This is a genomic window from Arthrobacter sp. StoSoilB19 (assembly GCF_019977275.1).
In the GTDB taxonomy this organism is placed as follows: domain Bacteria; phylum Actinomycetota; class Actinomycetes; order Actinomycetales; family Micrococcaceae; genus Arthrobacter.
On the sequence record NZ_AP024650.1, the window covers coordinates 4,086,093 to 4,110,674 of the forward strand.

Consider the following 24,582-nt stretch of genomic DNA (forward strand, 5'->3'; position numbering starts at 1 on the left):
CACCATGTACAAGAAACTCCGCACCCTGCAGACCATCGACGAATCAGGCGCCGTCCTCATCGTCCGCCTCGAGAACGCCGACGTCGCAGAACGTGTTGCCGAAGCTGCCATCGCCGGAGGCTTCCGCGCCCTTGAAATCACACTTTCGATCCCAGGCGCCGTCGAGGTAATCCGCCGCCTCGCCGCCAAACATGCTGCCAATGGAGTCGCGATCGGCGCCGGAACGGTGCTGGACGAGCACGCAGCCTATGAGTGCATCCGGGCTGGGGCTGAATTCCTGGTCAGTCCCCAGCTCAACCCGGCGATGATCCGGACAGCAAACCGGTACCAGGTGCCCACCGTTAGCGGAGCCTACACGCCGACCGAGCTTGTTAACTCCGCCGAGGCAGGCGCTGACATCCTCAAGCTCTTCCCCACCGAAGCCGGCGGTATCCCCTACGCAAAATCCGTTCTCGCTCCACTCGCCCACCTGCCGATCATGCCGGCCGGCGGCGTCACCCTGGAGAACGTAGGCGAATGGTTCGCCGCGGGCGTGGCTGGCGTCGGCGTCGGCAGTTACGTCACCAAAGCATGGCAGCCCGACGGCGACTTCAACCGCGTCACCAAAGCCGCCAAGGAGTTCCTGTCAGCAGTGGCAGAGGCCCGCCGATGACGACCCCTAGCGTCTTTGTCGTGATCGGACCGGCCGGCTCGGGGAAAACAACGGTCGCACAGAAAACAGCAAGAGAAAACAACGCGGCCTACCTGGACAAGGACCGGGTATGCGGACGCTTTGTCGAGTTCGCACTGAAGGCAACCGGACACGACCCCACCGACCGGGAGTCCAACGAGTACTACCGCGAAAACCTGCTTCCCCTCGAGTACGAGACCCTCATGGACGTGGCCGGGGCTAACCTGCGCCTGGGCCGGTCCGTTGTGCTCGACGCCCCCTTCGGAGCCTACTTCGAAGACCCGGATTTTCTGACCAACGCTGCGAAGAAGTTTGATTGGCCACCTTCCCAAACCACGGTGGTACGGGTGAGGGTCCCGCAGGACCTTCTACGCGAACGGCTCACCCTCCGCGGCCTGGAACGGGACCAATGGAAGCTCTCCCACTGGAATGAGTATTGGTCTGTCTACGGAGACCTGGAATGCGCGTGGTCCGGCGTGCAGTACCTGGACTTCAACAACGAGACACCCCTTCCGGCAGAGGGGTAATGGCCCCACCGCTGCACCCACTGCCGCAAAGCGGTTGCCCCTCCTAGAGGGACGACACCAGAATCTGCGACGAGGCTCACAAAAAACGTTGACAAGTCTGTTCTCTCGTCCGTAATCTGATTGCAACCGATCTCAGCAACCGATCTCAGCAACCGATCTTATTGGTTTTGCTGATCCGCCAAGGCGGTAACGGCAGCTGCAGCCGGAGCATTGACCGCCCCGGCTCAACCCCTAACCCCTCCTCAGCAAACGTGGAAGTATGGAGAGTTCAATGAAGACCTCAAAAGATGCGCTCGACGGCTCGGGCCCTTCGGGATTTCCGGAAGTGCCGGAGCCACGCAGGCGCTCCGTCAACATGGTGGCAGGCACGATCGGCCACTTCGTGGAGTGGTACGACTGGTACATCTACGGGCTGCTGGCAGCAGTATTCTCATCGCAGATTTTCCCCGGCGACTCCCCGTTTGCGTCCCTGGTCGCAGCACTGCTGACCTACGCAATCGGGTTTGTCGTCCGCCCGCTCAGCGGAATCATCATTTCACCACTGGCCGACCGTTTCGGCCGCAGGCTCGTCCTGACGCTCTCCATCTCCGGAATGGCGCTCGGCGCTTTGATCATCGGTCTCACGCCGTCATTTGCGACAATCGGGTACGCAGCGCCAGTTCTTTTCCTGGTTGCACGCATTCTTCAAGGCATCTCGGCCGGCAGCGAGCAGCAGAGCGCTATCGCTTTCATGGTCGAACACGCTCCCGCGAACCGGAGGGGCCTGTTTGGCTCGTTCTCCAATATGGCCAGCGGCCTGGCGACCCTCGCCGCGACCGGTGCCGCCGCGATCGTGACCTCCTCTTTTGCTCCCGACGACCTCGCCGCCTGGGGCTGGCGCATCCCGTTCCTCATAGGCGGTGTCCTTGGCGTAGTCGGGCTTATCCTGCGGGCTCGCTCTGATGAGACCCCTGAGTTTGAGGCGACTGCCCTTGTCGACCAAAAGTCCGCGGCGGCGCGCCTGATGGACCTGCTGCGCGAACACCCGAAGGCTCTGCTGCAGGCAGCTGCGCTGTCTGCTCCGGCCGTGGCCTACTACACCTGGGCCACCTTCCTTCCCACCTATGCCAAGCTGACCACCGGCCGCGACCTGTCCTCCACTCTTGCCGGAAGCGTTATCGGCCTTGCCTTGCTGGTGGTCATCGTGCCGGTCTGCGGATACCTTTCCGACCGCCTCGGCCGACGAAAGATCTTCCCCATCATCGGTGCCATCGGCATGATCGTGCTCTTCTACCCACTGCTTCTGCTGCTGAACCAGCCAGGCTTCGGCGTGTACGTTCTGGTCTCAGCGTCGGGATGGGTGGTTCTTGGAATCTGGCAGTCGGTCTATCCGACAATCCAGGCCGAGCTGTTCCCGGCTTCTGTCCGGGTCTCCGGAATCGGCTTTGCACACCAGATCGTGATCGCCGTCTTCGGAGGCACTGCACCACTGATTGCCGCTGCATTCGTCGGCGCCGGACAGCCCATGTTCGTCGCGTACTACATGATCGCCATTGTCGCCCTCTCCCTCATCGCCTACTTCACGCTTCCGGAAACTGGCAGCAAGGGCCCGCGTGCCACCGTCGCCCCGGCAGACCGCGAAGTGCTGGAGGGAGAGCACCTGCTCTTCGAGACTCCACACGGCGGGATCCAGGCGCACAATTCCAAGCCATAGGCGTCCTTCTGGTGCCCTCGTAACCATGTAACGCCCCGCACTTCGGGGATCGCCCTCGACCGAGACCTGGTCGAGGGCGATCCCATGCCCGGCCAACGACCGGCTTCACCTCACACCTTGAAGTACTTCGCCTCCGGGTGGTGGAACACGAACGCGTCGGTGGACTGCTCGGGGTGCAGCATCAGCTCATCACTGAGGACCACGCCCATCCGTTCGGGCTTCAGCAGCTCGGTGACCTTGCGGCGGTCCTCCATGTCAGGGCAGGCGGGGTAGCCCAGCGAGAACCGCGCACCGCGGTAATCGAGCTTGAAGTACCCTGCCGTGTCCTTGGGCTCCTCAGCCGCGAAGCCCAGCTCCTTGCGGATCCGGGCATGCCAGAACTCGGCAAGCGCCTCGGTGAGCTGCATGACCAGGCCATTGAGTTCGTAGTAGTCGCGGTACTGGTTGGCCGCGAACATCTTGGACGTGAACTCCTCGATCTTCGATCCGGCGGTGACCAGCTGCACCGGCAGGACGTCGATCTGTCCGGATTCGCGGGACTTCACAAAGTCGGCCAGGCACAGGTGGCGGTCGCGGCGCTGCCGTGGGAAATCGAACCGCAGGCGGTCGGTGCCGATCGGGCCGCCTGAACCACCGTCGGGGGCGAGCAGGCCCGCGGTGCCCAGGACGCCGTCGGGATCCTCGCCGTGGTGAAGCACCACCACCTGCTCCCCTTCGGAAACCACCGGGAAGTAGCCGTAGGCGACGGACGCGTCCAGCATGCCCTCGCCCAGGATGCGGTCCAGCCAGTAGCGCAGCCGCGGCCGGCCCTCGCGTTCCACCAGTTCCTCGTAGGAGGCGCCGTCCTCGCCGCGGCCGGGCTTGAGGCCCCACTGCCCCATGAAGGTGGCACGCTCGTCGAGGAACGCGGCGTACTCGTGGAGCGAGACGCCGCGGACAATGCGGGTGCCCCAGAACGGCGGCACGGGAACGGGGTTGTCGGTGGCGACGTCGGACCGGCCGGGCATGGCCTCGGGCTCGGTCACCGTGAATTTCGCGCCGCCCTTGTGGATGCGCTTCTTCAACGGCGGCAGGCCGACGTCGTCCGGCGACTCGCCACGGGCCACGCGGACCAGCGGCTCCATGAGGGAGAGGCCCTCGAAGGCGTCCTTGGCGTAGCGGACCACGCCGTCGAACTGCTCCGCCAGGTCCTGCTCCACGTAGGCGCGGGTGAGGGCTGCGCCGCCCAGGACGACCGGCCATTTCTTGGCCAGGCCGCGGGACTGCAGCTCGGCGAGGTTTTCCTTCATCACCACGGTGGACTTCACCAGCAGGCCGGACATGCCGATCACGTCGGCGTTGTGCTGCTCGGCTGCGGCGATGATCTCGGCGATGCCCTGCTTGATGCCGATGTTGATGACCTTGTAGCCGTTGTTGGTGAGGATGATGTCCACCAGGTTCTTGCCGATGTCGTGCACGTCGCCGCGGACGGTGGCGATCACCATGGTGCCCTTGCCGGACGAATCCGACTTCTCCATGTGCGGCTCCAGCAGGGCGACGGCATTCTTCATCACCTCGGCGGACTGCAGCACGAACGGCAACTGCATCTCGCCGGCGCCGAAGCGTTCGCCCACCACCTTCATGCCCTCGAGCAGGTGGTCGTTGATGATGCCCAGGGGGGTCATGCCCTCGCTGCGTGCCAAGTCCAGGTCCTCTTCGAGGCCCTTGCCTTCGCCGTCGATGATGCGCCGCTCCAGGCGCGCGCCGGTGGGCAGCGCGGCGAGTTCGGCGGCGCGCTGGTCCTTGAGCGCTGCGGTGTCGACGCCGGCGAAGAGGTCCAGCATGCTGGCCAGGGGGTCGTACGTGACGTTGCCGTCGGCGTCGTATTCGCGGCGGTCCCAGACCAGGTCCAGGGCCACCTTGCGCTGCTCTTCCGGGAGGGAGGCGAGCGGGACGATCTTGGCGGCGTCGATGATGCCGCTGGTCAGGCCGGCCTGGACGGCTTCGTGCAGGAACACGGAGTTCAGGACGATGCGCGCTGCGGGGTTCAGGCCGAAGGAGACGTTGGAGACGCCGAGGGTGGTGTTGATGCCGGGGTACTTGGCGGTGATCTGGCGGATGGCCTCGATGGTTTCGATGCCGTCCCGGCGGGTTTCCTCCTGGCCGGTGGCCACGGGGAAGGTGAGGCAGTCGACGATGATGTCCTCGACGCGCATGCCCCATTCGCCCACCAGGGCGTCCACCAGGCGGGAGGCGATGGCCACCTTGCCTTCGGTGGTGCGGGCCTGGCCCTCTTCGTTGATGGTCAGGGCGATGACGGCGGTGCCGTGTTCCTTGACCAGAGGCATGATGCGGGCGAAGCGGCTGTTGGGTCCGTCGCCGTCCTCGTAGTTGACGGAGTTGACCACGGGGCGGCCGCCGATGAGTTCCAGGCCGGCCTGCAGGACGGGCGGCTCCGTGGAGTCGATGACCAGCGGGAGGGTGGAGGCGGAGGCGAAGCGGCTGACGACCTCTTTGATGTCCGCGACGCCGTCGCGGCCCACGTAGTCGACGCAGACGTCCAGCAGGTGGGCGCCGACGCGGATCTGTTCGCGGGCGATATCCACGCAGTCGTCCCAGCGTTCCTCGAGCATGGCCTGGCGGAAGGCCTTGGAGCCGTTCGCGTTGGTACGTTCGCCGATGGCCAGATACGCGGACTCCTGGTCGAAGTTGACGTGCTGGTAGAGGGAGGCGACGCCGGCCTCGCGCTCGGTGGGGATTCGTGCCGGCGCGTTGCTTGCCTTGGCATCCACGGCTTTGGTGCGGAAGGGCGCAAGGCGTTCGACGACGGCGGCCATGTGCTCCGGCGTCGTACCGCAGCAGCCGCCCACGAGGCCCAGGCCGAATTCGCGCACGAACTGTTCGTGCGCGGTGGCGAGTTCGGTGGGGGTGAGCGGGTAGTGCGCGCCGTTGGCGCCGAGGATGGGCAGGCCGGCGTTGGGCATGCAGGCGATGGCGACGGAGGACTGCTTGGAGAGGTGGCGGAGGTGCTCGCTCATCTCGTCCGGGCCGGTGGCGCAGTTCAGGCCGATGGCGTCGACGCCGAGCGGTTCGAGGGCAGTGAGCGCGGCGCCGATTTCGGAGCCCATGAGCATGGTTCCGGTGGTTTCCACCGTCACCTCAACGAAGATGGGGAGCCGGACGCCGCGGGAGACGATGGCCTGCTTGCAGCCGTTGACGGCGGCTTTGGTCTGCAGGAGGTCCTGGCTGGTTTCGATGAGGAAGGCGTCCGCGCCGCCGTCGATGAGGCCCTCTGCCTGGAGGGCGAAGGTCTGCTTGAGGTAGTCGTAGCTGGTGTGGCCCAGGCTGGGGAGCTTCGTGCCGGGTCCCATCGAGCCGAGGACCCAGCGCATCCTGCCGTCGGTTTCTTCTGCCGCTTCGGCGCGTTCACGGGCGATGCGGGCGCCTTTTCTCGCCAGTTCCTCGATGCGGTCATCGATGCCGTAGTCGGAGAGGTTGGACCAGTTGGCGCCGAAGGTGTTGGTTTCCACGGCGTCGATGCCGGTGGCGAAGTAGGCGTCGTGGATGTCCGCGATGACGTCCGGGCGGGTGTCGTTGAGGATCTCGTTGCAGCCCTCGAGGTTCTGGAAGTCCGTGTCCAGCTGCAGGTCACGGCCCTGCAGCATGGTGCCCATGGCGCCGTCCGCAATGACCACCCTGTGGTTCACGGCGTCCAGGAGCTCCTGCGAACGGGCAGGGCGGGGCACGGACTCAATATCAAGCGCAAAACGAGGCATCTAAACAGGTTACGTGCGGGGGCCGGAACGTTGCGCTGTGTGTCCGGATGCTACGAGGGTGGCCTCCTAGGGATGTTAGCCTGCACCTCCCGATTCAAGCTCTACAGAGACAGGCACAGACGACGGGGGCTGCCGCCCCAAGTCTTCCCGCTGCAGCGCTGACGGCCCGAAGGAACATCAGGCTATTCACTCCGGTGGGATGCTAGGCGTCGAATACACGGGGAGGAGCGCTTACCTTGGTAACACCCTTAAACGCCCGAGGCTTTGACTCCTTCGGCAATGCCCGTTTCTCAGGGCGCCCAGCCATCGGTTTGTCTGAAAGAGCATTGCTGAGTCCAGTATTCCGCTGGTCGGCGGGTGCTGGTGCAGTCAGGGATGATCAGTGCTCATAGCTAAAGCTCGTGTAAAAGAAACCGACGTTCATAAGAGTCGCTTGAGAGGTAGTACCGGGGCTTTTCGAAGAAGCCCAATCAGTTGCAACGAAGTTCCACCACGCTGGGGAGCAACGCCACTTCGCGTTTGTTTGCTGACAAAGTGACCGTCTTCAAAATCGAGGACAGTGATTCGTTGCTTAAGCCGCGATCCGGAAAACTGGCTCAGATCCAACATGTAAGCCTCAAAGCGAGAACCCGCCTGATGGGCATCTGAGACACCTGAATCTACAAGGTGAATCATCCTAACATCCATTAGATCCGTCAGGAGACTGTACAACTTGGGCGCCTGCTCCTTGTCTCGGTATCCAACCAGAAAGTACGTGTAGGATTCCTCGTCGAGGCAAAAACTCCTGACCTGCTTGAGCGTCAAAAGAGTGCGCTCGGCCACCCCACTATTCGCGGCCATATCCTCTTCAAGCTCCTGTATTTTTGAGCTCGCCGCATCCCCTGCGGCCTGATTGACGTCTTGCACACCAGTAGCCCGAGCATTCACCCGTCGCCGCGTCCGGTTAATGGCACTAACGGCGAGCACCATGTAGTCCCGCGGGACTGCACCGGACGCCAGGACTAGCCGGTCAAGTGCTGACCTGGTGAATATGCGTGAAAGCGCCGAGATACCCACGCGGCGCGCATATTCCGCCAGTATTCCTTCGAGAAAATTACTGGCCTTTTCTGGATCTTGTAGTGTCACATCCAAGTCAATCAAGTCGGCGTCCTGCCCGCTCTGCAGCCCCATAGGCGGCGACGCCTGCCACCAATTTGTAAGGTGTCGGATTGAAGCAATTTTCAACCAAATATTTGAGTCCCGGACGGCGCCGTGAATCATGTCCAAGAGTAGCGGCTGAGTATCCCTGGGTACGTAGTAAAAATCATCGATAAACGCGAAGACTCGCACACCCTCAACATCTAGGTATTGGGCAAGCGCGCGCTGAGCACGAGGGACAAGTCGCTGAGCCTCATCAATGGAGGTGACATCCTTGGCCAATATCGAGCGTATCTGTTCGTGCATTTCGGTGAGAGTAAGCGCCAAGGATGAGCGCACAGACACCATCTGCCGCTGCGCAATTACCGAACTGAAAATATCGTCAAGGATGAATAGGAAAATTCGTTGAGGTGTTTCATGCCGCAGGGTTTGGACATTAGTCCAAGAGATCACCGCATCTTCACGCACGAGCTGCCTCCTCGCCTCCATCATCAAAGCGGATTTTCCAGCTCCACGACGGCCGAACACGAGATGATGCCGGCTTGCCGTAATCGTAGAAAGGCTTGCTCTTGCATCCGGAACGTATACGAGACTTGGCTCCACGCTTGAGACGCGCGACTTTGCGCTAATCAAGCGTATAAGATCATCCACGCGAGGGTCATTCATCCCCGTAAGCTGACTGGCCTTAGAAACTGGGCCAGTCTCAGCAACTTTTCGAATCACTAGGAACACTGGCAGAGAGCCTTCGTCCTGCAATTCGCTTTCCACACTGCTGGAAAAATCCACGGCTCGAGGAAAGTCAGATGCAGCGACATATACAACAACGTTGATCTCGTCTGGGTATGGCTTTAGTTCAATTGAAGATAGCTCGATCCCCTCACGGGCGAAGACGGTACGGAGAGCTTCATCAATTGCAATGGCAGTTTTTCTCATGAGTAGGGATTGCCCTTCGAAGTCACATAATGTCTAGAACTTTGGACAAATGCCAGCGCGACCGGACGTAGATCCTTTGCTGCAGCTTTGAAGTAAGAACTTGCTTTTGGGTATTGCTCATAATCGGCTTCGTTGCGTAGCAAGCGGGCATTCTTAAGTTCGTTGCTTGCAAGACTTGGATTCGGATAATCATTTGGGACACCCTTTTGGGACAGTACCGTGTGCTGCTCGTGATCATCCCCACCAAGGCTTTGAAATGATGCAGCCCGCATTGAGTGGTACATTGCGTAGTAGTACCTAGCTATAGCAGGGCGCGACATATCGAATCTCGACCGCATAAGACGTTCGGCCATGGCGATGAAATCATCAGCAAGATCGAGACGGTCGGCGACAGTTTGTGCCATAACGTCGTCCAGAGGCCGCGACAGTGCCGCCTCGATTGTCACGCCTTCCTTCCAGAGCTCCAACGTTCTTGAGGGAGCTTTGCTGACTCTTTGAAGACGTGTCTCCAAGGCCGTTAGCGCCACGTCGTTCCTCCTGCATAGGTCGTCCTTTAGGTTGATCGTACTGTGTCTTCATCAGTGCCTCGCATGCAGTCGCTATGACTACCTGGACCAGGCCGATCATCAGCTTGCGCTACGTGTACAAGCACGGATATGGACTAACTGCTGCTAGGAATACGGGCGAAGATTTACTGACGATGGTCTGCAAGACCCTGTACGGGTCTACGGATTCATCGCGGCTTCACGCCACACCTACGGTTCCACCTCACTTTGCTGCGAACAGTGGCTACAGGGAGAACCGCGGATACCCGTTTTTCCTATCAATTCCGCCACAGATGCAGAGAAGTTGGCCTCGTGTACAGCCACAGGTAAACACCGCCCGTAGCCAGCAATGACGCATGGGTCCCGGCTCCACGATCTGGCCCGCCTCCATCACCAGGATGACCGACGCCGCGGTTCGTGGAGAGGCGGTGCACGATCACGGAACTCCTCCAGTCAGGACCGAGAGCACATATGGCTTTTCTGCACCAACACCTCCGTGCGGGTATCCACGGAAGAAGTGCCCTCGTCGAAAACCAAGACCGAAGGCGGGGCCAGGAAAGCCCGCGCAATCGTCGACAGCTCGTTCTGACCCGCCACCACATTGGCGACCTAGTCGTCCAGCACTTCAGGATCTCCCCTCCTCAGAAGCCGATAGCCGAGACATTCGGACACCCGCCGCCCCGCCCGCGCTCGGAGGAGAGCCCAGGCCATACAGATTCCTCGTCCTCGTCCAACAACGAGAGCTCCCGCTCCGCGCCTAGCCACCCCGTCGACTGCAGCACGTTCGCCCTGGACCCCAGCTGCACCAGCGGCATGGTGAACTGGCGTGAGTACTGGATGAACGCCTGCACATCGCCCAATTGCATGTACCGGACGGCCACCTGCAGCGACCTCAGTCTGCAGGAGATCCTGGCTGGTTTCGAGAGGTGCCTCGATGAGAGACCGCACCGTATCCGGCGGATCGCAGAGCACTCTTTATCGAGATTTCTGCAACAGAGTTCCGCTGGACTCTTGGCCCCTGCTGAGACATCACCTACAGCCAGACTTCTATCGGACCCTCCTTACGAGCATGTGTCCCCCTGGTGCAAACCTAAATTTGCACGAAGATTCACGAAGTGAGAAAGGGCCCGCCGCTCCGATACTCTATCTGTATGTCCCAACTCCACGTGGTTCGCATTCTTATTGCCAGTCCGGGTGACTGTGAGGAGGAACGCTTTGGACTTACAGATGCCCTCCAGTTGTGGAACGTCGCGCATGCCGACGAAATGGGCATTTACCTCTGGCCCTGGCTATGGGAAACGTGTTCCGTGGCTTCCTATGGCCAGGACGGGCAAGCCGAACTGAACGACCAACTTGTCGAAAAAGCTGATGCTTGTGTGGCATTCTTCCGGCGGCGACTTGGCTCAGGAACGCCACGGGCTGAAAGTGGCACGGTCGAGGAGATAGAAGGAGCCGCGGACCGAGGATTGAAACCAGGGGTGCACTTTCTCAATGACGGAAAGGAAGCTGAGGGCAAAGAGGCGGCCCGGCTTTCCGACTATAAGAAAAAACTTCAAGACACAAACCGCTATTACTACGTGCCATACTCCAGTGTGACTAATGGCGTGAACAAGGCTCTCGCGTCAGCAGTTAAGCAAGCCCGAGCAGCGATCGTCGCCCGCGAAGGGGCCGGGAGCGTCAACATCGAGAAGCTGGACGAGTGGACTCAGAATGCCGAATCGTCCCCCGTTACCGAGACAACGACGAACTCGATCAAGCTTTCGACTTATGACTTCTTGGGGAAGCTGTATGGAGAACTCGTCTCAAAGCGCGAGGAAGCAGCGAACCGCGACTGGACGTTTGAGGTTAATGATATGGAAACAGGCTGGGACCTCACCAACTCCGCAAATATTCCTCTTTCTATAGACGGTTACCGGGTCGTTTTGGAGGACGAAGGCACGGGCTACGACCGCGTGCTGTGGGAGATGGAACAGGACAATCTCATTCAGCCGAATCAGACGATCGAGATCCTGCCCGACTACTTGGACGACAGGGAAGCCTACGGGGCGCGACTTGAGGTCTCGTACAGCGTTGGGAACCACTCGGTTGATGCCACGATCAGGTGCTCCAGCGAGATGCCGGAGCGGATGGAATACTACTGAGACCAGCGTCAAAGTGCAGCTCGTAACTTCACTCAGTTCAAGTCCGGAATACAAGCGGGATAAACGCGCTGTTTGAATTACAGTCGCCTCCACCGTTTGCGCTGCATCATCTGGCTTTCTTTCCCCGGCGCTGTTTCTATTCCGGCAGTTGGCGCCGACTTGATCTTCCCCGCAAATGGAAGCCTGAGAATCTTAAGCGACTCTGCATTCCAGCGATTTCCAACACTAATTGAGAGTGCACACTAGTCTTGCTCCGCCGCCGGTGCCGCGAACTGGGCCTCGTACAGCCGCGCGTAGGCCCCGCCCGCGGCCAGCAGGGACGCGTGCGTCCCCTGTTCCACGATCTGGCCGGCCTCCATCACCAGTGTGAGGTCGGCGTCGCGGATGGTGGACAGGCGGTGCGCGATCACAAAGGACGTCCGGTCGGACCGCAAAGCGCGCATCGCTTTCTGCACCAGCACCTCGGTCCGGGTATCAACGGACGACGTGGCCTCATCCAGAATCAAAACAGAAGGCTGCGCCAGGAACGCCCGGGCAAACGTCAGCAGCTGCTTCTCCCCGCCGGATACGTTGGCGCCCTCGTCGTCCAGCACGGTGTCGTACCCCTCGGGCAGGGACTTCACGAACCGGTCCACATACGTCGCCCGGGCAGCCTCCAGAATCTCATCCGAAGTAGCAGACGGTCGCCCGTACGCGATGTTGTCCCGGATGGTCCCGCCGAACAGCCATGCGTCCTGCAGCACCATCCCCAGCCGCGAGCGCAGCTCGCGCCGCGGCACCGAGGTGACGTCCACGCCGTCGAGCGTTATCCGCCCCGCGTCCAGCTCGTAGAACCGCATCATCAGGTTCACCAGCGTGGTCTTCCCCGCCCCGGTGGGCCCCACAATCGCCACCGTCTGCCCCGGCTCCGCCACCAAAGACAGCCCGGAAATCAGCGGCTTGTCCGGCGAATACGAGAACGACACATCCTCGAACACCAGTCGCCCCCGCCCAAAGACGGGCGAAGCAGAAGCAGCAGGCTCAACAGATTCCTCCTCCTCGTCCAGCAACGAGAACACCCGCTCCGCCGACGCCACCCCGGACTGCAGCACATTCGCCATCGACCCCAGCTGCGCCAGCGGCATGGTGAACTGCCGCGAGTACTGGATGAACGCCTGCACGTCACCCAACTGCGTGGCCCCGGACGCCACCTGAAGCCCGCCCACCACCGCTTTCCCCAGATACTACGGTGCCAACTGCTCGCCTCCGGTGGGGGCCCAGCCCAAAGCTGGCCCCAGCTTCCCTGCCATATCCGTCAAGATCTGGACGTAATCCTCGTGGTCGAAGCTGAAGGGTAGTGCGAACGCCACCTCATCCACCTCCTGGAACCCGGCGTGCGCGTAAAGCTGCTCAGCGATCTCCTCGCTGCTACCGATGAGATCAGCAGCGAACATCATGCCCCGCGGCCCCTGCGGCGCAGCAGTCCGTGGAGTGCGCTCGTCCACGTACTGCTGGTACTTCTCCCGCTGGGCCGCAGTCGCCGAGTCAGTCGGGATCACCACCAGGCCCTGCGAAACCCGAGCTCCGGCGTGGCCGGCAGCAGTAGCAGCTTCGCGGAACGCCCGGATCTGCGACTGCTGGACCAAGGCGAAATCAGGTTTCTGGTCCTTGTCCGGAAAAATCACGCTGCTGGAGAGCAGATTGAACCCATTCGAACCCGCCCATACCGCTGACTTCGTACTCCCGGCCCCGTACCAAAGCCGGTCCCGCAGGCCGGGCGAATGCGGCTCCACCCGGTTGGAGAACTCCTCCACCACACCCTGCTTACCGGAAAACTCCCGCACCGGTTCCCCGGCAACCAAGCGCGCAAACCGCTCCACCCGGGCGTAGCTGAAGTCCTCCACGTCCCCGGTGTCCGGGTACAGCTCATGCTTCACGGTGTCGTACTGCATCGGCTCCCCAACGCTTACGCCTGGGTTGATGCGTCCACCTGCCAGCAGGTCCACGGTGGCCAGGTCCTCGGCCAGGCGCAGCGGGTTTTCCCAGCCCAGCGGCGTCACGGCAGTGCCAAGCTCAATGTGCGAGGTCCGTTGGCTCGCCGCCGCCATCACCGCCACAGGGGAAGAAATCCCGAACTGCAGGTGGCGGTGGCGCAGCCAGGCACTGTCGAACCCCAGCCGCTCCCCCAGCTCGATGATCTGCAACGTGGACTCGTGGCCCGCGGCCGGGTTCGCCGGATCGAACAAACCAATGGTGAGGAAACCCAGCTTGCGCAGGGGACGTTCGGGGTGCGGCATCGGGTTCCTTCAAAGCGGCGGACGGGGCTGGTTTCAGACTAGGCGGAAGCCCCTTGAATGAACCAGCAATCATTGACGCACATGACGGCCTTGTGGTTAGGCTCACCACAAGCCAGCGACGGCGCCGCCACAGGAGGAATACATGTCATTGCAGGAAATCGAGTTCACGTCCGCCAACGGCCGGGACACTATCCAGGCGTGGGTCTACGAGCCCATCGGCCAACCCAAGGCCATCGTGCAGCTGATCCACGGGCTCGGCGAGCACTCCCGCCGCTACCTCCACCTCATCTCCACCCTGGTGGACGCGGGCTTCATCGTGGTGGCAGGCGACCATTCCGGGCACGGGCGCACCGCGATGCAGCAGGGCACGTGGGGCGATGCCGGGGAGGACGCAGCCAGCGTGGTGGTGGCGGACGAGGTCACCCTCCAGGCCAAAGCCAGGGAGGCACTCCCCCAGCTTCCGTACGTGGTGTTCGGCCACAGCTGGGGCTCCATGATCGCCCGCGGCATGGCCGTCAATCCAGGTGCGCAGCTTTCCGGCCTGATCCTCTGCGGAATCGCCGCCCAAATGCGTGGCATCGAGAAAAGGATCAACCGGCCGGAACTGTCACGGCTTGCCTCCGGCGAGAGTGCAGCGGAACCCGCGCCTGAGGAACTGGTGGGCCAGTTGTTCGACGGTTTCCTGGGCCGCCTGGGAGAAGACGCCGGCCCCACCGCCTGGGTGGCGCTGGACGCCGACGTCGTCACCGACCACGGGAGGGACCCCTTCAACAACTTCGGCGCACCCCTGAGCGCACGGTTCCTGCAGGGCTTCGTGGACCTCTACGACCAGGTCACCTCGGACGACTGGTACAAACAGCTCCCCGCGGACCTCCCCGTGCTGATCCTCGCCGGCGACCAGGACCCCGTGACCAACTACGGCGAAGGCGCCTACCACGTGGCAAACCGCCTAGCGGATTCGGGCCACGCGGACGTCCGCACCCGCGTCTTCCCCGGCGTCCGGCATGAGGTGCACAACGAACCCACCACCCGCGCAGAGACAGAGCGCGAGACGGTCGAGTTCATCCAGCGTGTCACCCAGCGGCAGGACTCCCCCACACCGTCAGCTGCAGGCTGACCGTCCCCGAGGAAAGCACCCCGCTGGAAGGTTCGACGGCGGCACTCACCCGCCGCCGTCGTCGTACCTTCCAGCAAGGGGAGGCTCAGTCCGCTGCTGATTGCTCCAGCAGCCGTCGGATGCGTTCGACGGTTGGGTCGATGCCCCCTGTTGACTCGACCATCAGGCCGGATTCGTCGGTCTGCAGCTCCTCCAGGGTTTCCAGCTGGGACGTGAGCAGCGAGGCCGGCATGAAATGCCCGGGGCGTTGGGTGAGGCGGTCCTGCAGTGCCAGCCTGTCGGCTTTCAGCAGGATGAACGTGGTGGCAGGCGCGGCCGTCCGGATGGCGTCCCGGTAGCTTCGCTTCAGTGCTGAGCAGGCAACAATGGTTGCTTTTTCGGTGCTGGCGGACAGCTTGGTACCCACCAGGTGCAGCCACGGCCATCGGTCCTCATCCGTGAGGGGAACGCCCGAAGCCATTTTCTTGACGTTTGCTTCCGGATGCAGGGTGTCGCCATCGACGAAACTGGCGCCGAGCCGGGTGGCAAGCGCCTGGCCCACGGAGGATTTCCCTGCACCGGAGACCCCCATCACCACGATGCTCTGGGGCATTACAGGGCGCCCTGCCGGGCAGTGCCGGCGGGAATGGGCGTCAGGCGGGTGACCTCGACGGGTTCGGCCAGGAGTCCTTCGAGGGAGGCGTTGAGCCGCTTGACGGCGTCCCCCACTCCGTGGGCGTCGAGCAGCTCGGCGCTCTCCCATTTCTCAATCATGACGATCTGGCCGTTGGGCGCATCGTGGATGGCGTACAGGAGGCATCCGGGTTCTTCGTGGACCTCGGCGATGGCGGGCTTGAGGGCCGCGACAACCTGGTCGCGGGCGCCGTCGTTGGGCGTGAAGACTGCAGTGACGACGATGGTCATGATGATTCCTTTACTCGATTGCTGGTGATGCTCAGATAAATGCCTGTGTGGTCAAGGTCCCCGAGACCCTCGGTGACCATTGTTTGGAATGCCGAGGTCAGGGTGTTGGCGACGGGCAGTGCGAGTCCGGCATCCGCGGCCGCCTCCGTGACAAAGCGCAGGTCTTTGAGCTGGTTTTTGGCCGAACCGCCGCCGTGGAAGTCCCCCGTGATCCAGCGGCCGCCTTTTTGCTGGAGGACTTCGGAGTTGGCCAGCCCGCCTTTGAGGATGGCCTGGACCTTTTCCAGGTCCAGGCCGGACGCCTTCGCCAGCGCCATGGATTCGGACAGGGCGGTGACCGTGGCGGCCACCACAATCTGGTTGCAGGCTTTCACGATGGCCCCGGCGCCGGCCTCCCCGAACCACATGACCGTGGAGCTGTAGAGCTTGAAAAGCGGAGTGAGCCACTCGACCGAACTCCGGGGGCCGCCGGTCATGATGCTCAGCCGCCCCTGCTCCGCCCCGATGGTCCCGCCGCTGAGCGGTGCGTCGATGACCACCACCCCGTAACGGGACTTGCAGTGGGCTGCGAAGGCGGCGACGGCGGTGGGGGACACGGTGCCGTGGATGACCAGGACAGGTTCAACCGCACCTGTCCGCGCCCACCCCGCGAGCAGGCCGTCCTCGCCTTCCAGGAGTGCTTCGACCTGGGGCAGGTCCGGCAGGACGGTGAGGACAACATCCGCCGCGGCCTCCGCTGGCCGGAGCGCTACTGTCCCCTCTTCGATGGCTTTGGCTTTCTGGATCGTGCGGTTCCAGAGCGTCAGGGGTACCCCGGCGTTGATGATGTTCCGGGCGATGGGGGCTCCCATGGGACCGGTGCCGAGCAGCGAGACGGAGACACCGGGATCGAGCGGCGAGGGAGGTTTGGTTTCTGTCATCGGTTAGAAGGGGATCAGGCCGGCGAGGGCGGGAAGGAAGGTGCTGAACCAGGGCACGGCGGCGAGGACGAGGAGGCCGACGAACACCGCCACCAGGTAGGGCCAGAAGTGTTTGAGGCTGTTTTCCACGGTTTCGCGGGCGGTGGCGCAGGCGACGTAGAAGCCAACCCCTGCCGGCGGGGCGAAGGATCCGATGCCCATGGAGATGATGAGGACCATGGCGTACTGCACGGGGTTGACGCCGAAGTCGGTGGCGATCGGCAGCAGCAGGGGCGCGAAGATGAGCACCGCTGGCAGGCCTTCGAGGAGCTGGCCCATGATGATCAGCAGCACCACCGTGAAGAGCATGAACAGGATGGGGGAATCGCCCAGCCCGGACATCAGGTCGTGGATCTGCTGCGAAACGCCGGCCAGGGCGAGAGTCTGCGCCAGGGGCGACGCCGCGGCGATGATGAACAGCACCATGCCCGCCGTCGTGGTTGTTTCACGCAAGGTGTCCCCCAGAAGGCGCCTGCTGCCGCGGCGGTAGGCTGCCGCGAGCACGAAGGCGTAGGCGACGGCGACCGAGGAAACTTCCGTGGGGGTGGCGAATCCGCTGAGGATCCCCACCACCATGCCTACGGGCAGCAGGAGCGTCGGCAGGGCGAAGAACGTGGCGGAGCCCCGGGCCCGCCACGTGGCCTTGGCGCTTGGCACGCCTCCCTGCTTGCGCGCCCTCAGGAACACCAGTGCCATGACCACCAGGGCGAGGAAGGCTGCCGGCACGAAGCCTGCAAGGAACAGGGTGGTGGTTGAGATGGTGGTGATGGAGCCCAGGATGAGCAGGACGATGCTGGGCGGGATGGTTTCGCCCATGATGGCCGACGCCGACAGCACGGCGACCACTTCGCCGCGCGGGTACTTACGCTCTTCGAGCATGCCTCGCATGGTGGTGCCCACTGCTGCGACATCGGCGACCTTGGAGCCGGAGATACCGGAGAAGATGTACATGGTGACCACCACCACCTGCAGCAGGCCGCCGCGGAGATGCCCGATCAGCGCATCGACGAGCTTGGCCAGCGGCAGGGTAAGGCCGGCCGAGTTCATGACGGTGCCGGCCAGGATGAAGAACGGGATGGCCAGCAGGACGAATCCCTTGGCTCCGGACGCCATGCCGATGGGGATGGCGCTTACGTCGGAAATGCCGCCGAGGTACAGGTAGATGCCGGAGGCGAGGGCCAGGACAAACGCAATGGGCAGTCCCAGGAACAGCAGGCCGAACAGGGCCACGAGGACCACCACGAGCAGGACGTTCGGTGAGGCGTAGTAGAACAGCGGCGGGGAAATCAGGACGACGGCGACGAGGGCGGCTGCGATTCCGGCACCGACGACGGCGGGACGCCAGGCCTGGCGCCGAAGTTTGACCAGGGCAAACCAGGCGATGAGGACCATGCCCACCGAGAAGGGCAGGTTGACCCAAAACACGGGGAGTTGAAGGATCGGTGTCTTTTCCTCGACCTGCTGGACCAGGGTGGGCACGAACAGGGCAAGCGCGCCGGCGCTCATGACAAAGACGAGCCAGTCGACCAGCGCGGCGAGGTACGGCTTCCAGGTTGCGGGCAGGCGCATGATGAGCGCCTGGACGGACATGTGTGCGCCTTTCGGGTAGGCGATGGCGCCGCCGATGAAGGCAATGGTCAGCAGGGCAATCTCGGACACTTCCTGTGTCCAAAGCACGGAATCACCGGTAATGAGGCGGACGGTGATGTTCAGGAGGATGACCACGAGTTCCGCGAGAATCGCCGCTCCCACAATCCCTTCGAGCGTCTTGTCGAGCCAAGCTGCGCCGCTCCAGCGCTCTGGCACGTGGTCGTGGTGAAGGATTTCCTCCGCTTCGAGGGGAAGGACTTCCTCGTAGTCCTGGGGAGCAACGGTGGGTTTCATGGTTTTCCAGACTGTCGACATTGATAGCGGGATGTGTGTGGGGAGTGGGGTGTTGGTACGGGTGGGAGCCGACTTGTGGGCTCCCACCCGTCCTTGCTACTTCTTGCCGGCGAAGGCGATGGCCTGGTCGAAGAATTCCTTGCCGATGAGCTTGGAGAACTCCGGGTAGAGGCTTTGGGAGGTGGCCTTGAACTCGGCGAGCCCGGACGCGCTGAGCTCGTTGGCCTTCATGCCCTTGGCTGCCAGTTCATCCAGCTGCTTCTTGGACTGTTCCTCGTCATAGCCGGTTTTGAAGGTTGCCGTTTCCTCTGAAGCGGCGGTGAGTGCCTTCTTCTGGTCATCCGTGAGGGAATCCCACTTCTTCGATGACAGTGCCAGCACCCAGGCGTCGTTGATGTGGTTGGTCATTGAGACGTATTTCTGCACCTCGGAGAACTTGTTCGTCCAAGGGACCTCAATCGGGTTTTCCTGGCCGTCGATCGTTCCGGTCTGCAGGCCGGTAAAGACCTCGGAGAAGGCCATGGTCGTGGGGCTTGCGCCCAGCTTGCCGAAGAAGTCGGTCCACAGGGTGTTGCCCGGCACCCGGATCTTCAGCCCCTTCAGGTCGGAAGGCTGTTCAATCGGGCGCACGGAGTTGGTGATCTCGCGGCCGGTCCGGGTCAGGAAGGCGAGTGCCACGGTGTCCTTTGCCGCCAGCTTGTCTTTCAGGACCTTTCCAGGTTCTCCAGCCAGGAACTTTGCCTCTTCCTTGGTGTCCGAGAAGAGGTAGGGGATGCTGATGCCGTTCATTTCCGGCACCACCGAGGCGTAGACGGAGGTGGACAGGATGAGTCCGTCGAGTGATCCGCCCTGCAGCCGGGTCACGGCCGCGTTCTGGTCCCCGCTGAAGCTCGTGCCGTTGGGTACCACGGTGACCTGGACGGAACCGTTGGAGGTCTTCTTGACCTGGTCGGCGAAGTGCTGGGCGGTGACGCCGACCGAGGACGTCAGCGGATCGGGGATGGAGAGCTGGATCTTGGCCACCGGGGCGCTTTGGCCGGCGGGGGTTCCGCCTGCACAGCCGGACAGCAGGGCGGCGGCCAGGCTGGTTGCCAGTACCCCGGTCATGGCGCGGGTCTTGAAGTTCATTCGATGCCTTTCTTCATTGGAAGGATGCGGTGGTACTGGTTCAGGAGACGGTGACGGGGGCGGAAATCAGCGCTTCGGTTTCGCGGCGGAGTTCCAGCGCTTGGGACAGGGAGTCATCAATGATGACATCGTCCCAACCAACGATCGCTCCCTTGGGCACATCGTTACGCAGCTCCACGTGGTGGGCCAGGGCGACGGGGAGGGCGCCGGTGGAGACCGAGTGCTTGGCGGAAACCAGCTTGCCCCACACCGTGAAGCCGCCTTCGCCGTCGAGGAATTCACCGGCCTTGAGGTCTTTCTTGGCGGTAGCGACCACATCGCCATAGAAGCCGACGGGCCCGCCGGTGGGGATGCCGCGGAGGGCTGCGTTGGCGATGGACATGTTCAGTTCGAGGCCTACGTAGTGGTAGGGGCGGTACAGGGCGGCGTACTGGCCGGTGGGGTCCGGGTGCCAGGGGTATTCGTTGAAGCAGCCGGAAACGTAATTGTTGGTTGCCTTGACGACGACGAAGACGCCCTCCTGGGTGTTGTGGCTGATCCAGCTGCCGTCGCGGTTGACGCTGGACATGACGTCAACGCTTCCTTCGTGGGCGAGGGAACCGCCGACGGCGGCCGGGCGGCAGATGGTGGCGATCTCTTCAACGTTGCCCGGTGTGAAGCTCAGGCCGGAATCGGAGGGGGCCAGCCCCGCGCCGTTGGCCACCGCCGCCATTTCGATGGCGGCCTTGGTGCCGTCGCGGAACGAGGTGTGCATGTAGGGGTTGAGCTGGCCGGAGTCGGTCAATTCCTTGGAGAACTCCCAGTTCTCCCAGACGTTGTCCGGGTTCATCTCGTGGTAGTGCTCCAGGTATTTTGCGCCCTTGCCGGCGCAAACCACATCAAAGCCGCTGGTGCGGGCCCAGTCGACGAGTTCCATGATGAGGGCCGGCTGGTCCCCGTAGGCCATGGAGTAGACCACGCCTGCTTCCTCGGCCCGCTTGGCCAGCGCAGGGCCGGCAAGGGCATCAGCTTCGACGGTCACCATGATGATGTGCTTCTTGGTTTCGATTGCCTTCAGGGCGTGCTTGATGCCGACGATCGGGTTACCGGTGGCTTCGACAATGACGTCGATGTCCACGTCGAACAGTTCGTCAGCGTTGGCGACGATGGCGGTGGAGCGGTCCTTCAGCGCCGTAGCGATATCGGGAGCTACCTGGGAGGCAGGCCAGTCCACCAGCTCGAAGGCCCCCTGCGCCCGCTTGACGTTGATGTCGGCAATGGCAACAACGTGGATGCCGGGGATGTTGTTGGCCTGCGCCAGGTACATGGTCCCGTAGCGGCCGGCGCCGATCAGTCCAACGCGGATGGGACGGGACTGCTGCTCACGCTCGCTGAGGAGTTTATGAAGGTTCACGGGAATCTCTCTAGGGGGTGCTTGGCCAAAGAAAAGCACCTCCGGCTCGCCGGATGGCACAACTTCTTTGTCGCTTTTTATGGGAAAACCGTCCGGAGTGGAACCGGTTCCACTTTTGTACCAGCTGCTGATAAGCTGTGTCAACGATCACCTTCCAGCCCGGCGTCATGAAGCAAACGGCTGAAAGAAATCGCGTAGGTCATAACCACGAAGGTCTTGTGTCTCAAGGAGGAGCGGTGCGCAAAGCGCCTACCATTCGCGACGTAGCGTCTGCTGCGGGAGTATCCGTCTCTGTGGTCTCACGGGTACTGAACCCGGAGTCGGGACCGGTCGCACCCGCAAAGAGGCAAGAGGTCTTGAGGGTCATCGATGAACTGGGTTACCGGCCCAGGGCGGCAGCGCGTGAACTCAGCGCCGGGCATGCACTCACCATCGGCCTGGTGGTCACCGATCTGTCCAACCCGTTCTTCGCCCGCCTGGCGGACAGGATCGTCTGGGAGGCGCGCAGCCATGGCGTGCAGGTGGTGTTGATGACCACGCAGGAGGATCCGCACCTGGAGGCGGACTCCCTGGATACGTTGCTGGACCGGTCGGTCAGTGGCGTCATTGCCACTCCCACCGGGGGCAACATCGAAAAATGGAGGCGCCTGCGCGACCTCGGCGTCAATGTCGTCTTCATCGACCGTGCCATCGAAGAACTCGAAGATGTCGATGTTGTCAGCATCGAAAACTTTGACTCGGGACAACGCTCAACCGAGCATCTCATCAGCCTGGGCCATACCCGGATCGGGCTGATCACGGGCCCGCTAACCACCTCCACCGGGAGTGCGAGGTTGAACGGCTACAGGGCTGCACACCGGAACGCCTCCCTGCCAGTAGACCCCACGCTGATACGTGACGTACCTTTTCGCGGGGACGCGGGCGGGGACGCCGTAGGATCGCTGCTTGCGATGCGCCAGCCGCCAACAGCACTCATCGTTGCCAACACGGCACAGGTGCAAAGTTCAGTCCGCAGGCTCGTCCAGATGGGCACTGACATCCCCGATCAGCTTTCGCTCATTGTCTTTGACGACAATCCCTGGACTGAGCTCACCTCTCCCCCGCTGAGCGTCATCCGCCAGCCGCTCGACATGCTCGCCGTTCACGCCATCGAGCTGGTGCTCGGACGGATGCAGGGGAAGCTCCCGGAGGGTGCCCGCCGCATCGAGGTCAAAGCGGACTACCTGCCGCGCAACAGCTGCGCGCCCGTTACCGCCCCGGTCGCGCGCTAAAGGCCTGCAGGGTCCCGGAAGCACCTCCAATGGAAGGTTCGACGGCGGCACGTAACCCGGCGCCGTCGTCGAACCTTCCAGCAAAACCAGCCGGTCACGTCAGGTGTGGGTAGCTTTCTGCTGCCAGCGGGACAGGCGTGCGAACGTGGGGCCAGCGGGCTCCGGGACTTTGGCTGGGTCGGCGCCCGGCCGCCGTCGGCGCAGTTCCAGCGCCAGCGCCTCCTGTCCACGCGCCATCGCCCACCGGTGGTTCGCGGCAAAGGCCGGCTTGAGCAGCCAGCCCAGCCGCCGCAGCAACGGTTTCGCCGCACTGACCCTCCAGTCATAGGTGACCACCGTTTCAGGCCCGTCCTGCTCGAACGTCCAGCGTCCCGTGCCGTTAAGGTCGCCCCGCGCGGACAGCGCGAAACCCTGCTCAGTAACGGGCTCCGTGAGGGTGAGCTGCCACTTGAGCGCGTAGGGCAGCCAGCCTTTGGTGTGGAGGAAGAACGCCTTGCCGGTGCCGTCCGGATTGCCCGCATCCCGGGGCTCGACGTCCAGATACACCGATGGCCACCAGCGCGGAAGCGTGCCGGCATCGCCCAGGACGTCCACCACCTCCCGTGGTGTCCCGGCCACGCGCCAGACGGTTAGGAACTCATAGTCGGTGCTGCTTTTCGAATCGCCCATGGCTGCCTCCGCGGCGAGGATGAATAGGCGGCCCACAGTACTCACGCCGTTGTTTGCGGTCAACGGGCGCCGCGCGTCGATGACTAGGGCCGCGCCGGGCGGGACCGGTAAACGTGCCCGGGCAGCAGCGGAATCCCCTCGAAGAGCTGGGGGACGGACACCAGCTTGTAACCCTGCCCCTGCAAGCCCGCAATCAGCTCCTGCTGCCCGGATATTGTCGACGGCTGGACGTCATGCATGAGCACCATCGCCCCGGCCGTGATCTCCTTCAGCACCTTGGGCACGAAGGCCGCCGGATTCTTGCTCTGCCAGTCCAGCGAGTCCACTGCCCAGATCATCAATGGTTTGCCCACTGCCGCCTGGACCGCTGCATCGGCCGCGCCGTACGGCGGACGCATCATGCTGGGAGTGGAACCCGTGGCGGCCAGGATCGCGGCATCCGTCCGGTCCATCTCTTTCCTGATCGCGGGCGGGGACAGCTTGGTCAGGTAGGGGTGGCTGAAGGTGTGGTTGCCGATTGCGTACCCGGCCTCGGCAACCTGCCTGGCGGTGGCCGGGTTGGCGGTGGTGTTGGACCCGGTCATGAAGAACGTGGCCTGCGCGTCGTTGGCCTTCAGGATGTCCAGTAACTGGGGCGTGGTGCGGGGGTCGGGCCCGTCGTCGTAGGTCAGTGCAGCGCAGGGGACAATATCGCAGTTCACGTGCCTGTGGGCCGGGGCGCTTGCCGGGCGCGGTGCTGCGGCGGCGTTCAGCTGCCCCAGCACTTGGCGGCCGTAATCGCTGAGGGCAGCCGCCGTGTCTGCGGCATTCATCGTGGCCGTCACCTCCCGGCCGGGCATGCCGGGCTGCCCTGCGGAGACGGTCAGTTCGCCTTCCGGACTGAGGACAAGGTCGGTCGGGATTCCTTGAGGGGCGCGGGACGCGATGTCGGCAGGGATGCCCGCCGCGCGTGCTTGCATGGCGGGGATGGACTCAGGCCTCAGCAGGTCGGTGCCGCTCCGGACCGCGCCGGAGGCCAGGTCGATATAAACGGTGGCGGCCGCCATCGCACTGACTCCGTCCGGCCCGGCGTCCGACACTCTTTGACGGACCACGAGCACATTGCCCTTGGCCTGGACGGGTTTGGCCGAAATGACCATTTCCCGGCCCTGGTGCTGGCCGGCGTTCAGTGCCATCGCGGGCCGGTAGCGGCCACCCGCCGGAGCCGCCGCATCCAGAAGTCCCAGCAGCCACGAGTCAATCCGGGCGTTGAAGGCGGGCAGCCCGTCAACGTAGGTCCAGGACGCATGGACGTGGTGGTTTCCCACCTGGGCCGTCAAGGCCATCGGGTACCCGCCAGTGACAGCGGCCGGCTGATCCAGCACGTCCGACAATGGCGGTGGCATCGGCACCACCCGCGGCTGGCTGGAAACCCGGACATGGGGCTGCAGCAGGGAAGGGGCCACCGCACTGCCAACACCGCTGGCCAACACCGCCGCTGCGCAGAGCGAGGCAACGAACAAACGCAGGCAGGCAACAGCTGCGCTCCCGCGGGTGCGCCCCATACCCAGCCCCATCGATTCGCACGCTCCTCAGGTGTTG

The 24,582-nt window shown here is 63.1% G+C and carries 18 protein-coding genes and 2 pseudogenes; 6 read left to right on the forward strand and 14 right to left on the reverse strand.

The window, feature by feature from the left end:
• Positions 1-4: 4 nt before the first annotated feature.
• From eda to LDO86_RS18890, 3 genes are all read left to right on the forward strand, one after another.
• Positions 5-652, forward strand: coding sequence for a bifunctional 4-hydroxy-2-oxoglutarate aldolase/2-dehydro-3-deoxy-phosphogluconate aldolase (eda, locus tag LDO86_RS18880; protein WP_018769934.1), 648 nt, complete (start codon positions 5-7; stop codon positions 650-652).
• On the forward strand, positions 649-1,197 hold the full coding sequence (locus LDO86_RS18885; protein WP_018769933.1) for an AAA family ATPase: 549 nt from the start codon (positions 649-651) through the stop codon (positions 1,195-1,197). The genes eda and LDO86_RS18885 overlap by 4 nt, the downstream gene beginning before the upstream one ends.
• 271 nt (positions 1,198-1,468) lie before the next feature.
• A complete protein-coding gene (locus LDO86_RS18890) occupies positions 1,469-2,890 on the forward strand; it encodes an MFS transporter (protein ID WP_018769932.1) in 1,422 nt (473 codons plus the stop codon).
• Positions 2,891-3,000: 110 nt separating this feature from the next.
• Here the strand turns inward: LDO86_RS18890 and metH are convergent, their stop codons facing one another.
• From metH to LDO86_RS18910, 4 genes and pseudogenes are all read right to left on the reverse strand, one after another.
• A complete protein-coding gene (metH, locus tag LDO86_RS18895; RefSeq protein ID WP_026265873.1) occupies positions 3,001-6,645 on the reverse strand; it encodes a methionine synthase in 3,645 nt (1,214 codons plus the stop codon).
• A gap of 420 nt (positions 6,646-7,065) precedes the next feature.
• Positions 7,066-8,715 (reverse strand): ATP-binding protein, encoded by a 1,650-nt coding sequence (locus LDO86_RS18900; RefSeq protein WP_155845575.1) that lies wholly within the window; start codon positions 8,713-8,715, stop codon positions 7,066-7,068.
• Positions 8,712-9,161 (reverse strand): HEPN domain-containing protein, encoded by a 450-nt coding sequence (locus LDO86_RS18905; protein WP_155845574.1) that lies wholly within the window; start codon positions 9,159-9,161, stop codon positions 8,712-8,714. The genes LDO86_RS18900 and LDO86_RS18905 overlap by 4 nt, the downstream gene beginning before the upstream one ends.
• Positions 9,162-9,470: 309 nt before the next feature.
• A pseudogene (locus LDO86_RS18910) lies at positions 9,471-10,147 on the reverse strand (hypothetical protein); the annotation flags it as partial.
• A gap of 264 nt (positions 10,148-10,411) precedes the next feature.
• Between LDO86_RS18910 and LDO86_RS18915 the strand changes: the two are divergent.
• Positions 10,412-11,401 (forward strand): hypothetical protein, encoded by a 990-nt coding sequence (locus LDO86_RS18915; protein WP_155845572.1) that lies wholly within the window; start codon positions 10,412-10,414, stop codon positions 11,399-11,401.
• A 242-nt stretch (positions 11,402-11,643) separates the two neighbouring features.
• Here LDO86_RS18915 and LDO86_RS18920 read toward each other — a convergent pair.
• Positions 11,644-12,624, reverse strand: a pseudogene (locus LDO86_RS18920) (ABC transporter ATP-binding protein); the annotation flags it as partial.
• Complete coding sequence (locus tag LDO86_RS18925; protein WP_224084152.1) at positions 12,625-13,677, reverse strand: LLM class flavin-dependent oxidoreductase; 1,053 nt, start codon at positions 13,675-13,677, stop codon at positions 12,625-12,627. It lies immediately after the preceding pseudogene.
• Positions 13,678-13,819: 142 nt separating this feature from the next.
• Between LDO86_RS18925 and LDO86_RS18930 the strand changes: the two genes are divergently transcribed.
• Positions 13,820-14,794 carry an alpha/beta fold hydrolase gene (locus tag LDO86_RS18930; protein WP_223992965.1) on the forward strand — a complete coding sequence of 325 codons (975 nt, stop codon included), beginning with the start codon at positions 13,820-13,822 and terminating at the stop codon, positions 14,792-14,794.
• Positions 14,795-14,879: 85 nt separating this feature from the next.
• Here the strand turns inward: LDO86_RS18930 and LDO86_RS18935 are convergent, their stop codons facing one another.
• From LDO86_RS18935 to LDO86_RS18960, 6 genes are all read right to left on the reverse strand, one after another.
• Positions 14,880-15,386 carry a gluconokinase gene (locus LDO86_RS18935; protein ID WP_224084153.1) on the reverse strand — a complete coding sequence of 169 codons (507 nt, stop codon included), beginning with the start codon at positions 15,384-15,386 and terminating at the stop codon, positions 14,880-14,882.
• Positions 15,386-15,697, reverse strand: a complete 312-nt coding sequence (locus LDO86_RS18940; protein ID WP_056392011.1) for a putative quinol monooxygenase — start codon at positions 15,695-15,697, stop codon at positions 15,386-15,388. The genes LDO86_RS18935 and LDO86_RS18940 overlap by 1 nt, the downstream gene beginning before the upstream one ends.
• On the reverse strand, positions 15,694-16,617 hold the full coding sequence (locus LDO86_RS18945) for an NAD(P)-dependent oxidoreductase (protein WP_223992967.1): 924 nt from the start codon (positions 16,615-16,617) through the stop codon (positions 15,694-15,696). The genes LDO86_RS18940 and LDO86_RS18945 overlap by 4 nt, the downstream gene beginning before the upstream one ends.
• 3 nt (positions 16,618-16,620) lie before the next feature.
• Positions 16,621-18,540: a TRAP transporter large permease subunit gene (locus tag LDO86_RS18950; protein WP_223992969.1), complete on the reverse strand. Its 1,920-nt coding sequence runs from the start codon at positions 18,538-18,540 to the stop codon at positions 16,621-16,623.
• A 96-nt stretch (positions 18,541-18,636) separates the two neighbouring features.
• Complete coding sequence (locus LDO86_RS18955) at positions 18,637-19,668, reverse strand: DctP family TRAP transporter solute-binding subunit (protein ID WP_144600083.1); 1,032 nt, start codon at positions 19,666-19,668, stop codon at positions 18,637-18,639.
• 40 nt (positions 19,669-19,708) lie between these two features.
• Complete coding sequence (locus LDO86_RS18960) at positions 19,709-21,061, reverse strand: Gfo/Idh/MocA family oxidoreductase (RefSeq protein WP_018769920.1); 1,353 nt, start codon at positions 21,059-21,061, stop codon at positions 19,709-19,711.
• A gap of 167 nt (positions 21,062-21,228) precedes the next feature.
• Between LDO86_RS18960 and LDO86_RS18965 the strand changes: the two genes are divergently transcribed.
• Positions 21,229-22,332 carry a LacI family DNA-binding transcriptional regulator gene (locus LDO86_RS18965; RefSeq protein WP_223995313.1) on the forward strand — a complete coding sequence of 368 codons (1,104 nt, stop codon included), beginning with the start codon at positions 21,229-21,231 and terminating at the stop codon, positions 22,330-22,332.
• 99 nt (positions 22,333-22,431) lie between these two features.
• On the opposite strand, the gene LDO86_RS18970 is transcribed toward LDO86_RS18965, so the two are convergent.
• Positions 22,432-23,001 (reverse strand): SRPBCC family protein, encoded by a 570-nt coding sequence (locus tag LDO86_RS18970; RefSeq protein ID WP_026265871.1) that lies wholly within the window; start codon positions 22,999-23,001, stop codon positions 22,432-22,434.
• An 83-nt stretch (positions 23,002-23,084) separates the two neighbouring features.
• Complete coding sequence (locus LDO86_RS18975; RefSeq protein WP_224084154.1) at positions 23,085-24,545, reverse strand: polysaccharide deacetylase family protein; 1,461 nt, start codon at positions 24,543-24,545, stop codon at positions 23,085-23,087.
• Between the last annotated feature and the right edge of the window lie 37 nt (positions 24,546-24,582).